This is a genomic window from Pseudomonas sp. GW821-FHT05H12, from assembly GCF_059419385.1.
Window position 1 is genome coordinate 58,165 of the sequence record NZ_JBWKRS010000021.1, and the last position, 15,070, is coordinate 73,234.

Below are 15,070 nucleotides of genomic sequence, written 5' to 3' on the forward strand. Positions count from 1 at the left end.
AATAGGCGCCACCTTAACAAACAGGCTCGCCAGCGAATAGAAAGCAAAACGCCAGCACGAGGCTGGCGTTTTGTTTATTCAGGCTGCGATCAACGCGGCACGACGGGCTTGCGCGCAGGCTTGCCGCCCTTGCCCTTCGCGGCATCGCTGCGCTCCTTGGCGGCCTGCTTGTTGCGTGCCTGGGCCGCAGCCTTGGCTTGTTCGCGCTTGTCCCACGGGTTGCTGCCATCACTGCCACGCGGCGGCAGGCCGGTGTGCTGGGTGAGGATTTTGGTGGTGGTTTCCTTGGCGACCTTGTGGCTGCCAGCCGGCGTCGAGTTCTTGCGACGGGCGCTCTGGTAGCTGTCGGTGCTCGGCTGGTGCAGCGGGATCAACTGGTCCTTGCCCGGCCCGATCAGGTCGGCGCGGCCCATGCGGGTCAGCGCTTCACGCAGCATCGGCCAGCCTTTCGGGTCGTGGTAGCGCAGGAACGCCTTGTGCAGGCGGCGCTGCTCCTCGCTCTTGACGATGGTCACCGCGTCGCTCTTGTACGTGACCTTGCGCAGCGGGTTTTTGCCCGAGTGGTACATCGCAGTGGCGGTGGCCATCGGCGACGGGTAGAACGCCTGCACCTGGTCGGCACGGAAGCCGTTGCCCTTGAGCCACAGGGCCAGGTTCATCATGTCTTCGTCGGTGGTGCCCGGGTGGGCCGCGATGAAGTACGGGATCAGGTACTGCTCCTTGCCCGCTTCCTTGGTGTACTTCTCGAACATGCGCTTGAACTTGTCATAGCTGCCAATGCCCGGCTTCATCATCTGGTTGAGCGGACCTTCCTCGGTGTGTTCCGGGGCGATCTTGAGGTAGCCACCGACGTGGTGGGTGACCAGCTCTTTCACGTACTCCGGCGACTCCACGGCGAGGTCGTAGCGCAGGCCGGAGGCGATCAGAATCTTCTTCACACCCGGCAACGCACGGGCGCTGCGGTACAGCTGGATCAGCGACGAGTGGTCGGTGTTCAGGTTCGGGCAGATGCCCGGGAACACGCACGATGGCTTGCGGCATGCGGATTCGATTTCCGGGCTCTTGCACGCAATGCGGTACATGTTCGCGGTCGGGCCGCCGAGGTCGGAGATCACGCCGGTAAAGCCCGGGACCTTGTCGCGGATCTCCTCGATCTCGCGAATGATCGACTCTTCGGAACGGTTCTGGATGATGCGGCCTTCGTGCTCGGTGATCGAGCAGAAGGTGCAGCCGCCGAAGCAGCCACGCATGATGTTCACCGAGAAGCGGATCATGTCGTAGGCCGGGATCTTCTCCTTGCCGTACGCCGGGTGCGGAACACGGGCGTAAGGCATGCCGAACACGTAGTCCATTTCTTCAGTGGTCATAGGAATGGGCGGCGGGTTGAACCACACATCCACCTCTCCGTGCTTCTGCACCAGGGCGCGGGCGTTGCCCGGGTTGGTTTCCAGGTGCAGCACGCGGTTGGCGTGGGCATAAAGCACCGCGTCGTTGCGCACTTTCTCGACCGACGGCAGACGGATCACGGTCTTGTCGCGGGTCATCTTCGGGCTGGCCAGGATCTGCACGACCTTGGCTTCTTCCGGATCGTCCTGCGGACCTTTTTCCTGCTCGATGGCACAGGCCTGGGTGTCCTGGGTGTTCACGTACGGGTTGATGATCTTGTCGATCTTGCCCGGACGATCGATACGGGTGGAGTCCACTTCGTACCAGCCCACCGGCGTGTCACGGCGGATAAACGCGGTGCCGCGCACGTCGGTGATGTCTTCGATCTTGTGGCCCCACGACAGGCGCTGGGCAACTTCGACAATCGCGCGCTCGGCGTTGCCGTACAGCAGGATGTCGGCGGTGGCGTCGATCAGGATCGAGTTGCGCACGCGGTCCTGCCAGTAGTCGTAGTGAGCGATGCGGCGCAGGGAGGCTTCGATGCCGCCGAGTACGATCGGCACGTTCTTGTAGGCTTCCTTGCAACGCTGGCTGTACACCAGGCTGGCGCGGTCCGGGCGTTTGCCGGCCATGCCGCCAGGGGTGTAGGCGTCGTCGGAACGGATTTTCTTGTCGGCGGTGTAGCGGTTGATCATCGAGTCCATGTTGCCGGCCGCGACGCCGAAGAACAGGTTCGGCTCGCCGAGCTTCATGAAGTCGTCTTTGGACTGCCAGTTCGGCTGGGCGATGATCCCGACGCGGAAGCCCTGGGACTCCAGCAGCCGGCCGATGATCGCCATGCCGAACGAGGGATGGTCAACGTAGGCATCACCGGTGACGATGATGATGTCGCAGGAATCCCAGCCAAGCTGATCCATCTCCTCCCTGCTCATGGGCAGGAATGGCGCTGGACCGAAACATTCGGCCCAGTACTTGGGATAGTCAAATAACGGCTTGGCTGTTTGCATGACGGTGACCGGTGTTGAGATGAAAAATCGCGGGCGCGGAATATAGCACAAATTTTGACCAATTCCGACGGCAATGGTCGGCTTTTAAAGACAATAATAAGTACCGCCTGAACGGGTCTCCCAATGCCTAGAGTCGCTCGATTCTTTTTTCGAGCGACGACCATGGCGACTCCTGCCACCCACGCCCCCAGCGTTATACCGTCCAGTGAATACTGGAGCGAGCTTCAGGCCCTGAATGTCATTGAAGGTAACCTGAACACCTTCATGGGCAAACTCACCCCGGCACAGCAACAAGACTACCTGCGTCTATGCAAGGAACACATCAGGCATGAAACAACCCTGAGCCTGGCAATCAACAGTTTCTATAGTGACCTCAACCGACAAATGCTGGAGTCACTGGAAACCGCACTCCGGCTCAAGACCGGCAAAACGATAAATGCGCGTACCACTTATCTGAAAACACGTGTTCGGCAACTGCCAATTCCTGCAAGCGATTTACCGGAGATTGACGACAACGACGCGTTGAGCCAGCACGTTCAGATGTTCAAAGAAGACCTCGCCGTTCGTGAGTACGAAAGGTCCATGACGTTGCTGGAAGCGGCACAGCGCAACTTCGGCTTTACCGCTTACTTTTCGACAGAAGAACAGAACGCCAGCTACATCAGCGACAATAGCCTTAACGTGTCCGAATTTGTTGAGGTTGCGCGGCAAACCGACCTGGGCAGACAAGTCACCGATTTCATTGAACAGAACTACACAGCACGGTTATCTGCCCCGCTGTTCTCCTTGCACGCCACCAAACTGTCGCTGGCCCTGCATGACGCCTGCCGCACAACGCAGCCATGGGGCATCGACGCGCAGGAATTCAACCGCCTCAATCGGCAACTGTCCGATAACACCTTCAACTGGAGTACCTACCAGATCGATGCAGGCGGTGAAAAAATCACCCTGCCGTTCTTTACCCGACGCTTTGAGACCCCCCAGGGCACACGGGTTTACAGCTATTTCCCCGACCGCCCAAACGGCGCGTTTCGTCGTCATTTTTCCGTGGCCGACGCCGTGGAAGGCTTGCAGCTGCAATTGCGCAATGACGTGAACCTGGAAACGTTCAATTGGTTTATCAAAACCCTTTCGCTGAACAACCAGGAAAAGCTCAGAACGTTCATCAAGCCGCTCACCGTCAACCGCGATAAGCTTTACTGGCACGCACGCCTTTTCTACGACCTGTTCACCAGCAAAACCCCAAACCGGGAAAAATTGCTGATCGAACCCTACGGTGTGGCACCGCACTCATTGATGCACACGCTGGCGATCAGCCTGTCGTGGCCAATCCAGTCCGACCTTGTACGCCTGGCCCGCAACACGCGCCTGGCCGATCGCGAGGCTGCACTGGGCTTACTCAAATATGTGGTCAGCGAAACCTTGTCGATGCTGCTGATCCCGGTACCCGGCGGCGTGACAGGCTTGAGCAGGGTCATGCTGTTCGCCACCCTTGGTACATTGACAGCCCAGACCGTAGAGGCAGTGAGCGCCTTGCGCCAGGGGCGCCAGGCCGAGCTGATCCAGGCGGTAAGCGATATCTTCGATCTGGTGGTCAGCGCACGCCTTCAAGGTGTGGGCGCTCGCTTGTCACAACACCGGAACCGGCAGTTGATGCACACCCTGGGTTCGCCCAAAGCAGGCATGCAGGGTGCTGGCAGCCCGGGGTTGTGGTTCATGCAGGCCTATACCCAGGTTGATCCCAAAACCCTGGAGGGTCTCGAAGCGAACGAGCAAGGGCTGTTCGAGCGCGCCGGCCAGCACTTCATCAAAATCAGTGTCGAAGGCCAGGACAAGGTGGCCAGGGTTGCACGGGACAGTGTCTCAGGACGCTATCGCCTGACCCATCAGACCGCCGCTTTCGAGCCGTTTGTCACTTACCACCCACAGCACAAACGCTGGACGCTGGACCCTATCGACACGCAGCCACTCAGCGACCATCAGCTCCTGCAACGGATACTGGCCCCAACCGAACAGGCTCTGTCACTGGACGGCTGTCGCAGGGCACTGGATGTGGCAGGCATTGATCGCCGGCAATTGCTGAATGCCTGGGCAGGCCATGAAACACCCCGCTGGACGTTCACCCAAGCCATCGAGGAACAGTATCTGCGCGAGCAAATCCGGTTGCTGCACAGCGCACTCCAACAGCCGGACACGCGCCTGCCGGCGATCGCCGATCAACTGTTGCCTGCACTGCTGGCCGACATCAGCCGTTGCGACCTCGCTATTTATCAACTTGACGGCACCACGCTGATCACCCGGCATTCACCTGTGCTCGCCGTCAACGAACGGGCTGCACCGGTGATCGAACTGCTGCAGACCGGCGACGGCGACTATCGCACGCGAGCGCCTACCTCCCCCCCTGACACACTGCTGCATCTGGCAGTAAAGGAATACGAGCGACTGAACCCCGGCGCAACCCTGGGCAAAACCGGGATCAACGCTCAGGACCAGCACCTGGCGAATCGCCTGTTGGAGGTGCGTAAAACACTGGGCGAGCACCTTGGCCAACATCTTGACGAGGTGTTTCACGCGCTGTGGCGCGGTCTGCCGCGCGGGCAACTGGCCGTAAGCAATGGTGCCCGACGGTTCGCACCGACAGACAGACCCATCGAGCAGTCGGTGAGCCACACGTTGCGGCGCCGCTTCCCTGACCTTTCCCGCAGCGCAGCGGATGAGCTGGCGCGCCTGCATCCTTCATTGACCGCTGGCGACTACTCCCCCATCGACGCGCCCGCTCGCGCCGCAATCCATGCGCACGTGAGAGAGAGTCGCGTGGTCCAGGCACTGGGCGCCTTGAGCGATTCGGCTGGCATCGGCCTTGATCAGCACAGCGAAGCCTTGTTCTGTCATTTGCTGCCATTGCTGCCGAACTGGCCGACCAACCTTGCGATCCAGGTTTACCTGCCGACCTATAATCACGCCGGCCACGTGACCGGGCGCGGCCTTTTATTGGACACCTACGGCCATCCGGATTCGGACACGTTTGTGATGCTGGTCAAAGATGGCCGCAAGTACGCCGGCTACCTGCAAGACAGCGGCGATGTGCAACTGCCGCCCGCCACTGAAAACAGCCTGGTCAGTGCCACCCTTCGCACCCTCACTGACGCGCAACGCAACAGCCTGGGCAGGGGCATCTATGATCGCGCTGGATTAGTCACGGATGTCATGCAACAAGCACGCGTACATCGTGACTATCTACCTGACGTCCTGCCGCCTTCCCCACAGCTGCCTCTTTCCAGCCAAACACTGGCCGATTGGCGCGCCTTTGACACGCACCAAGTCGCACAACTGCCCGATGTCGACGGCATTTACACAATCGCCGGTCGAAAATACGTCAATGTTGATCAGAAAGCCTATCAAGTAATGCTCGACCTTGATGCCTCGACTGTCGATAACAAGGTCTGGCGCATTGTTAAACCTCAAGATCCGGTGGCGCTGGAGAGCGAGAATATTTACCGTGCCAGCCGCAGCGGCGAGACCCGTGCTATCACGCGCAATACTGCCAATTTGTGGGTCACGGCACTCGTTGGTGCCCTCGGCGGAATGCGCCGCACTGCACAGCGGCATGACATCAAGGCCTTCTTGATGCAACGTTATGAGCCCATTCGGACGGCCTTCAACGGCTTGGTTTCTTCTGGTACACGGTTTGACGAACTATTGGCACTGGCGCAAAAACACCCTGAAGGCAGCGATGCCGAAACGGCCGCACTGGTAGCGCTTGAAGTGCACACTATCAGGCACACACGCCTGCAGGAGAGCTATGTCAACTCGCTGATTGAACACAAGGACTGGTTGGTACTGCTCAAGACAGGAGGCCTGTACAAGGAAGAACTGGTGGAGCAACAGACCCTCCGAGTCGACTTCCTGAACAAGCTCATGGTCATCATGGACCTGCGTGGTCGCCAGGTTGTCGAGCAAGACATCACCGCTGAGACGTGCAAGAAGGTCCTGGCCCACATGAACAAAAAACTCGAAATTCTGCAAAAGCGCAAGGAGGTGATCGAACAGATCCGCAAACTGTCACGCAGCGATGCCGAGAAAATGGACCGCATCAATGCTGGCCTTCCCGATGAAAACAAGGTGCAAGTCACGCGTTTCAACGTGCTGAACCGCCTGCTCACCGACAATCCCAAGGCCCCTCCTACCATCGGGATCGATACCGCCATGGCCATTCATTGGGTGACGGAGGACCTGCCGAATATCCCCGAACGCTCCCAACCCGTGGCGTTGCGCCTGGCGCTGGAGCAGATCGCGGTGGAGAAACCCGACTATGTGGCACTGCTGGGTACGGTTTCCCCGGAACGGATCGCATCGGTCAACGGCATCCTCGCGATCATCGACACCTATGAAACCCAACTGGAAAACCGTATTACCCAACTGCATGAAAAACTGGCGAGCAATCAGGAGTTACCGGCCTACGATCAGGACATCGATTTTGATTTTATCCCGGCGCAACCTGCTGAAGCCCCCGGGCCGGCCACTGTCCGGAAGATGTTTCGCACACGGCGCAACGGTGCCTACAAAGTCATGGTGGGCATCAAGGAAACCGCAGCGGATGGCAGCGTGACGGTAACCGTGGATGATCCGTTCAAGCTGGATACAGCACGCCGCTATGAGAAAAAGGCTGGCGAATGGCAACTCGTGGAGGTCGCTCTCAGCCCGCCGGCCAAACCCTTGCTGGCAGGACAAGCCGACGCCCTGCTGGCAAAAGTGGATGACCATGTGGCACTGGCGCGAGCCAACGAACGTAAAAAACACTACCCGACCAATATCTACGAGTTTTTGAGCAGCAAGGCCAACCAGCTGAGCGAACTGGCGCATAAACTTGAGGGCTCGGACGTAGACAGCGACAGGATCGCGCGCTTGAAGGCGGGCAGTAACCGTTTGATGACGGAAGGTCGCGACCTGCTGATCCGTATGTACAAGAACAAAGACGTGCTCAATGTACAGCGTCTGGATTATCTGCTCGACAATGCCCAGCTCAGGGTTGTCAAAACACTGAACCGCAAATCGCTGGGCAAGGGTAATGAGCGCTCATATCTGGATGTGTATGGGATCAACGACGCCGCCGACAATACGCCGCTATGGGAAGCACATTTCCATTACGACCGCCTTGATCGCCCGGCGCTGGACTACATGATCAAAGGCGGCCATTTGAAAACTCTGGCGCAAAGCCGACAGGGCAGCGACTTTCAGCAACGCGAGGAGCAAGCGGGGCGTGCTCATCAAGCCATTTGGCGTGAAGCAATCAGCTTGAAAGTTGCACAAAAGCTGTTTGAACGCGTGCCGTAGGCGTGACGGTTACTCGTCGTCATCGAAGTTGTAACTGCCCGGTGCAAGGTTTTCGAAGCGGGTGTATTTGCCAATGAACGCCAGGCGGATGAAACCGATCGGGCCGTTCCGCTGCTTGCCGATGATGATCTCGGCAATGCCTTTGTGTTCCGTTTCGGGGTGGTACACCTCGTCGCGGTACACGAACATGATCACGTCGGCGTCCTGCTCGATCGCACCCGATTCCCGCAAGTCGGAGTTCACCGGGCGCTTGTTGGGACGTTGTTCCAGGGAGCGGTTGAGCTGGGACAGCGCCACCACCGGGCAGTTGAATTCCTTGGCCAGGGCCTTGAGGGACCGGGAGATCTCGGAAATCTCGTTGGTGCGGTTGTCACCACTGGAACCCGGGATCTGCATCAACTGCAGGTAGTCGATCATGATCAGGGCGATGTCGCCGTGCTCACGCACCAGGCGGCGGGTACGCGCGCGCATCTCGGAGGGGCTGATGCCCGCCGTGTCATCGATGAACAGCTTGCGGTCGTTGAGCAGGTTGACCGCCGAGGTCAGGCGCGGCCAGTCGTCGTCTTCGAGTTGGCCGGAACGGACCTTGGTCTGGTCGATACGACCCAGGGACGACAGCATCCGCATGATCAGCGATTCACCTGGCATCTCCAGGGAGTACACCAGCACGGCCTTGTCGCTGCGCAACACGGCGTTTTCCACCAGGTTCATCGCAAAGGTGGTCTTACCCATGGACGGACGGCCGGCGACGATGATCAAGTCGGCGGGTTGCAGGCCGCTGGTCTTCTCGTCGAGGTCGGTGTAGCCGGTGGAAATACCGGTGATGGCCGCGTCGGTGTTAAACAGCGTGTCAATGCGGTCGATGGCCTTGGTCAACAGCTCGTTGACGCCCACCGGGCCGCCGGTTTTCGGGCGGGCTTCGGCGATCTGGAAGATCTGGCGCTCGGCTTCGTCGAGGATCTCTTCGGCGGTGCGCCCTTCCGGGTTGAAGGCACTGTCGGCGATCTCGGTGCTGATGCCGATCAGCTGGCGCAGCGTGGCCCGCTGGCGCACGATCTGGGCATAGGCCTTGATGTTGGCGACGGACGGCGTGTTTTTCGCCAGCTCGCCGAGGTAGCCCAGGCCGCCGACCTGGGAGGTCTGGCCTTCCTTGTCCAGCTGTTCGGCCAGGGTCACCACGTCGATGGGTGAATTCTGGTCGGCCAGCTTGGCGATGGCGCGGAAGATCAGGCGGTGGTCATGGCGATAGAAATCACCGTCCGAGACTTGATCCAGCACGCGCTCCCAGGCGTTGTTGTCCAGCATCAAGCCACCGAGCACGGCCTGTTCGGCCTCGATGGAATGCGGCGGCACCTTCAGGGCAGCGGTTTGCAGATCGTATTGCTCAGGAGCTGAAATATCGTTCATGGCCACTTGGAATTTGGGGTTTGTAGAAAAACAAAAGGCACGACCTGTAAACAGGATCGTGCCCGATGTTAACCGCCTGGCACGCGAGGTGCCAGTCAGTTAGGTGCGACTTAAGCTGCTACCACGACAACGCGTACGGTGGCTTCAACTTCGGCGTGCAGGTGCACGGCTACGTCGAATTCGCCTACGTTGCGGATGGTGCCGTTCGGCAGACGAACTTCGCTCTTCTGCACTTCAACGCCGGAGGCGGTCAGTGCATCAGCGATGTCGTGGGTGCCGATCGAACCGAACAGCTTGCCTTCGTCACCAGCGGTGGCAGTGATAGTCACTTCCAGCTCAGCCAGTTGGGCAGCGCGAGTTTCGGCCGAAGCTTTTTTGTCTGCTGCTGCTTTTTCCAGCTCAGCACGACGCTCTTCAAACGCAGCCAGGTTGGCAGCGGTTGCAGCGGTGGCTTTGCCGTATGGCAGCAGGTAGTTACGACCGTAGCCGGCCTTAACGTTCACTTTGTCGCCCAGGTTGCCCAGGTTGGCGACTTTTTCCAGAAGGATCAGTTGCATGTGAAAATCCTCTAACTTTTAACCTTCACCGTTCGCGTTATCGGCGTCTTTCGACGCCAGACGACCGCGAAAATCAATCAGGCCGTCGACAATGGCCAAGACCACGAGTAACGGATAGATCAGCTGCATGAACAGCAACAGCGTGACGTACAACCCCACCAGCCAGAACTTGGCAAGGCGCTTTCGCGCAACGAGCCCATGAATCAGGGCCAGCCCGGCAAACACCAGCGGTACGCTGCAAATCGGCGCCAGCAAGGCCATCTGTGGACCTAACTTCGGCCCGACAACCATGCACGCCAGCAGCAACATCGCCGGCCCCGCGGGGATCCTGATATCGCGAAACTCGCGACCAAAACCACCCGGGTTGTACAACAACGCCTGCCAATAACGCCCAAGAATCAGGCTCAGCACGCTAACGACCTGCAACAATGCCGCAATCAGGCCGGTCAGGACCGGTGCAATCAGTGACGCAAGTTGCGCTCGCTCATCTACCTCCAATTGCTGGTAGAGATCCCCGAGGGCCAGCGGCAGGATCTTGACGATCTCCTGTGCCAGCACCTCGATTTGCGGGCGGAAAGCCGCGCCAAGCATCACTGAATACACCAAACCCAATGCCACGCTGACCAGCAGCGTACGGACCCAGGACTCACTTGCGCGTAAAACCAACGCAAGGCTCGATGACCCCAGCAGTACCAGAAGTACTCGTGGATCACCAAATTGCAGCCACCAGATCAAGGCCGGCAACAATCCCAGGGCAAGAACGCCAAAGGCGTCCTTCAAACCGCGCCGCAGCAGCACAAGGCAACCTGCGGCAGCACCTAACCAATAAAGCAACGGCAATGCCGCACATCCGGCCACTACCAGAGTGGCCTGCACGCGACCGCGCATGATGAACTCAGCTAAGGCGCGCATGCATTCAATCCCTTACTACTTGTCGACTGCCCGGTCTCAGCGGCCGTGGCTGTCGGTGTAGGCCAGCAGGGCCAGGAAGCGGGCGCGCTTGATAGCGGTGGCCAGCTGACGCTGATAACGAGCTTTGGTACCGGTGATGCGGCTTGGAACGATTTTGCCGGTCTCGGATACGTAGGCTTTCAGAGTGTTGAGATCTTTGTAATCGATCTCTTTCACGTCTTCAGCGGTGAAGCGGCAGAATTTACGACGACGGAAGAAACGTGCCATTTGATAGGCTCCTTAAAAGGTCCGTGGATTACTCGTCAGCGTTATCGCTGTTGTCGCTGTCATCACCATCAACGCCTTCGGCGTCGGAGTGCTCAGGACGGTCGCGACGCTCACGGCGCTCACTGCGGTTTTCTTCAGCCTTGAGCATCTCGGATTGGCCGGTAACGGCTTCTTCGCGACGGATGACCAGGTTACGGATCACTGCATCGTTGTAGCGGAAGTTGTCTTCCAGCTCGGCCAGGGCCTTGCCAGTGCACTCAACGTTCAGCATCACGTAGTGAGCCTTGTGAACATTGTTGATTGCGTAGGCCAGTTGACGACGGCCCCAATCTTCCAGACGGTGGATTTTGCCGCCGTCTTCTTCGATCAGCTTGGTGTAACGCTCAACCATGCCGCCGACTTGCTCGCTTTGATCCGGGTGGACCAAAAAGATGATTTCGTAATGACGCATGAATGCTCCTTACGGGTTGTAGCCTGCCGCTCAAAAACGGTCAGACAAGGAGTGAATGACACTTATGGATCTTGCCGCGGGGAGGCACATAGGCGCCTGCCAGGAAGGCAAGGGGCGCAATTGTAGAGAAGGGGGAGAAAGGGCGCAAGGTGATTGGTGATTATTTGAACAATCACCTAAACACCAAAAACCATTGCAGGAGCCGGCCTTTGTGGGAGCCGGGCTTGCCCGCGATGCAGGCACCTCGGTCTTTCAGCAATACTGAGGTGATGCTATCGCAGGCAAGCCAGCTCCCACACAAGCCGGCTCCTACAGGTTGAGGCAGTTATTTCTTCGGCTTGGCCTTGGCGCCACGCTGGCGCTGGGCTTCGAACAGGCACACGCCGGTGGCGACCGACACGTTGAGGCTGCTGACGCTACCGGCCATCGGCAGGTGCACCAGGTAGTCACAATGCTCACGGGTCAGGCGGCGCATGCCTTTGCCTTCGGCACCCATGATCAGGATGGTTGGGCCGGTGAGGTCCTGGTCATAAATGCTGACCTCAGCCTCCCCCGCCGTGCCCACGACCCACAGGCCGCGCTGCTGGAGTTTTTCCAGGGTGCGCGCCAGGTTGGTCACGGCCACCAGCGGAATCACCTCCGCCGCGCCACAGGCCACTTTACGCACCACGGGCGTCAGCGTGGCAGACTTGTCTTTTGGCACGATGACCGCCAGCGCACCAGCAGCATCCGCCGAACGCAGGCAGGCGCCGAGGTTGTGCGGGTCGGTCACACCGTCCAGCACCAGCAGCAGCGGCGCGCCTTCGGTACGGTCGAGCAGCTCGTCGAGCATCGCCTCGCCCCAGACCTGGCTCGGGCTGACATCCGCCACCACGCCCTGGTGGACGCCTTCGACCCACACATCCATCTCGCGGCGCTCGGCCTGGCCGATGGCAACCTTGTTTTGGGTGGCCAACTCGACCAGCGCCTGTACGCGCGGCTCGCTGCGACCTTCTGCCAACCACACCTGCTTGACGCGCTTAGGGTGGTGACGCAGCAGTGCTTCTACGGCGTGGACGCCGTAGATTTTTTCCAGACTCATGACTTGGCCTTAGGTTTGCGCGACCCGCCGCTCTTGGCAGGGGCCGAACCCGCTTTGGGCGGGCCTTTACGGTGTTTACTTGGCTTGCTCGACGGTTTTTCCGACCCGTGGGACTTTCCCCCAGACGCCGCTTTACCACCGCTTTTGGCTTCGTTGAGCAACTGCTGCTTCAACTCGCGGCTCTTGCGCACTTCGGCATTTTTTGCCGCAGCGTCGCTTGGGCGGTAGGCTTCAGGGGCCTTGTCCTTGGCAGAAGAACGGCGAGCCGGCTTGGCTGGCGCAGGCTCGGTGGCTGCTGCTTTCGCAGGCGCATCTTTGCCTTTGGCGGCCGGCGTCGCGGTTTTGCTGCCGCGGTTTTTACGGTTGCCAGGCGATTCGGCCGGCTTGTCGGACATGCCGAAGTCGATCTTGCGTTCGTCGAGGTCGACGCGCATGACCTGTACTTCCACCGTGTCGCCCAAACGGAAGCTGCGACCAGTACGCTCGCCCGCCAGGCGGTGATGCACAGGGTCGAAGTGGTAGTAGTCACCCGGCAAGGCGGTGACGTGCACCAGGCCTTCGACGTAGATATCGGTCAATTCAACGAAAAGACCAAAGCCGGTCACGGCTGTGATCACGCCCGGGAACGACTCGCCCACGCGGTCTTTCATGAACTCGCATTTGAGCCAGTTTACCACGTCGCGGGTGGCTTCGTCGGCGCGGCGCTCGCTCATCGAGCACTGCTCGCCCAACTGCTCCAGGGCCGCTTCGTCGTACGGATAGATCCGCGCCTTCGGAATGGTCATGGCACCGGCGCGCTTGACGTGCGGGGTGTTCTGCTTGGAGTGGATCACACTGCGGATGGCGCGGTGCGTGAGCAGGTCCGGGTAACGACGGATCGGCGAGGTGAAGTGGGTGTACGCCTCGTAATTCAGGCCGAAGTGGCCCTGGTTATCCGCGCTGTACACCGCCTGGCTCAGGGAGCGCAGCATGACGGTCTGGATCACGTGGTAATCCGGACGGTCCTTGATGCTGGCCAGCAGAGCCTGGTAATCCTTCGGCGTCGGGCCGTCCTTGCCTTTGTGCAGGGACAGGCCGAGCTCGCCGAGGAACGCACGCAGTTTTTCCAGGCGCTCCGGCGGCGGGCCGTCGTGCACGCGGTACAACGCAGGAATCTCGTGCTTTTTCAGGAATTCAGCAGTGGCCACGTTGGCGGCCAGCATGCATTCCTCGATCAGCTTGTGCGCGTCGTTGCGCGTAGTCGGGGTGATCGCGGCGATCTTGCGCTCGGAACCGAAGACGATCCGGGTTTCCTGGGTTTCAAAATCGATCGCGCCACGGGTGTGACGGGCGCCCAGCAACACCTTGTACAGCGCATACAGCTGCTTGAGGTGCGGCACCACGCCAGCGTATTCGCCACGCAAAGCCTTGGCTTCGCTGGTCTTCGGCGCTTCCAGGATGGTGCTGACCTTGTTGTAGGTCAGGCGTGCCTGAGAGTGAATCACCGCCTCGTAGAACTGGTAGTCGGTCATTTCGCCGGTTTTCGAGATGGTCATCTCGCACACCATGGCCAAGCGGTCGACTTTCGGGTTCAGGGAGCACAGGCCGTTGGACAATTCCTCTGGCAGCATCGGAATCACGCGCTCGGGGAAGTACACCGAGTTGCCACGCACCTGAGCCTCGGCATCCAGCGCTGAACCGATCTTCACATAGCTGGAGACGTCGGCAATCGCCACGTACAACTTCCAGCCACCGGAGAACAGGCGCAGCTTGCCTGGCTTGGCTTCGCAGTAAACGGCGTCGTCGAAGTCGCGGGCGTCTTCACCGTCGATGGTGACGAACGGAAGATGGCGCAGGTCGATGCGCTTCTCTTTGTCCTTCTCTTCCACTTCAGGCTTGAGCTTGCGGGCTTCTTTGACGACAGCTTCAGGCCAGACGTGGGGGATATCGTAGGTGCGCAGCGCCACATCGATTTCCATGCCTGGCGCCATGTAGTTGCCGACCACTTCGATCACGTCACCCTGCGGCTGGAAGCGCGGGGTTGGCCAATGGGTGATTTTCACCTCGACGAACTGACCGATCTTGGCGTTGGCGTTGCGGCCCGGGGTGATCAGCACTTCCTGCTGCACCTTGGGGTTATCCGGCACGACAAAACCAATGCCACCTTCTTCGAAGTAACGACCGACGATGGTCTCGTGACCACGGGACACCACTTCGACGATCACGCCTTCACGGCGACCGCGACGGTCGAGGCCGGACACGCGTGCCAGGGCGCGGTCACCGTCGAACACCAGGCGCATTTGCGCGGGGCTCATGAACAGGTCGTCACTGCCATCGTCCGGGATCAGGAAGCCGAAGCCGTCACGGTGACCGGCGATGCGGCCCAGGATCAGGTCGAGCTTGTCCACGGGCGCGTAAGTGCCACGGCGGGTGTAGATCAGTTGTGCATCGCGCTCCATGGCGCGCAGGCGGCGGCGCAGCGCTTCGAGTTGGTCTTCGGTGGTCAGACCGAATTCTTCAACCAGCTGCTCGCGGCTAGCAGGCGAACCCCGATCGGCGAGATGCGCCAGGATCAGTTCGCGGCTAGGAATAGGGTTTTCATATTTTTCCGCTTCACGAGCGGCCTCGGGATCGAGGGACTGCCAATCGGCCATTAGAGAGTTTTCACCTTGTCTATATGCGGGTTAGT

The 15,070-nt window shown here is 59.7% G+C and carries 9 protein-coding genes; 1 reads left to right on the top strand and 8 read right to left on the bottom strand.

What is annotated here, in order from left to right; genetic code table 11:
- Positions 1-89: 89 nt before the first annotated feature.
- On the bottom strand, positions 90-2,393 hold the full coding sequence (locus tag AC07SU_RS19130; protein WP_494997900.1) for a YgiQ family radical SAM protein: 2,304 nt from the start codon (positions 2,391-2,393) through the stop codon (positions 90-92).
- Positions 2,394-2,657: 264 nt separating this feature from the next.
- On the opposite strand from AC07SU_RS19130, the gene AC07SU_RS19135 reads away from it, so the two are divergent.
- A complete protein-coding gene (locus AC07SU_RS19135) occupies positions 2,658-7,727 on the top strand; it encodes a hypothetical protein (protein WP_494997901.1) in 5,070 nt (1,689 codons plus the stop codon).
- Positions 7,728-7,736: 9 nt separating this feature from the next.
- Here the strand turns inward: AC07SU_RS19135 and dnaB are convergent, their stop codons facing one another.
- The 7 genes from dnaB to rnr form a co-directional block, all read right to left on the bottom strand.
- Positions 7,737-9,134 (bottom strand): replicative DNA helicase, encoded by a 1,398-nt coding sequence (gene dnaB, locus AC07SU_RS19140; protein ID WP_016972593.1) that lies wholly within the window; start codon positions 9,132-9,134, stop codon positions 7,737-7,739.
- A 110-nt stretch (positions 9,135-9,244) separates the two neighbouring features.
- Positions 9,245-9,691: a 50S ribosomal protein L9 gene (gene rplI / locus AC07SU_RS19145; RefSeq protein ID WP_003171376.1), complete on the bottom strand. Its 447-nt coding sequence runs from the start codon at positions 9,689-9,691 to the stop codon at positions 9,245-9,247.
- Positions 9,692-9,709: 18 nt separating this feature from the next.
- On the bottom strand, positions 9,710-10,603 hold the full coding sequence (locus AC07SU_RS19150; protein ID WP_494997902.1) for a hypothetical protein: 894 nt from the start codon (positions 10,601-10,603) through the stop codon (positions 9,710-9,712).
- A 36-nt stretch (positions 10,604-10,639) separates the two neighbouring features.
- The gene (gene rpsR, locus AC07SU_RS19155; protein WP_002551829.1) at positions 10,640-10,870 is read right to left on the bottom strand and encodes a 30S ribosomal protein S18; all 231 of its coding nucleotides are present in this window, start codon (positions 10,868-10,870) and stop codon (positions 10,640-10,642) included.
- Positions 10,871-10,898: 28 nt separating this feature from the next.
- Entirely contained in the window at positions 10,899-11,321 is a 423-nt protein-coding gene (rpsF, locus tag AC07SU_RS19160; protein ID WP_008035342.1) for a 30S ribosomal protein S6, read from the bottom strand.
- A gap of 325 nt (positions 11,322-11,646) precedes the next feature.
- A complete protein-coding gene (gene rlmB, locus AC07SU_RS19165; RefSeq protein WP_038851248.1) occupies positions 11,647-12,402 on the bottom strand; it encodes a 23S rRNA (guanosine(2251)-2'-O)-methyltransferase RlmB in 756 nt (251 codons plus the stop codon).
- Positions 12,399-15,035: a ribonuclease R gene (gene rnr / locus AC07SU_RS19170; RefSeq protein ID WP_494997903.1), complete on the bottom strand. Its 2,637-nt coding sequence runs from the start codon at positions 15,033-15,035 to the stop codon at positions 12,399-12,401. Before rnr ends, rlmB begins: the two co-directional genes overlap by 4 nt.
- Between the last annotated feature and the right edge of the window lie 35 nt (positions 15,036-15,070).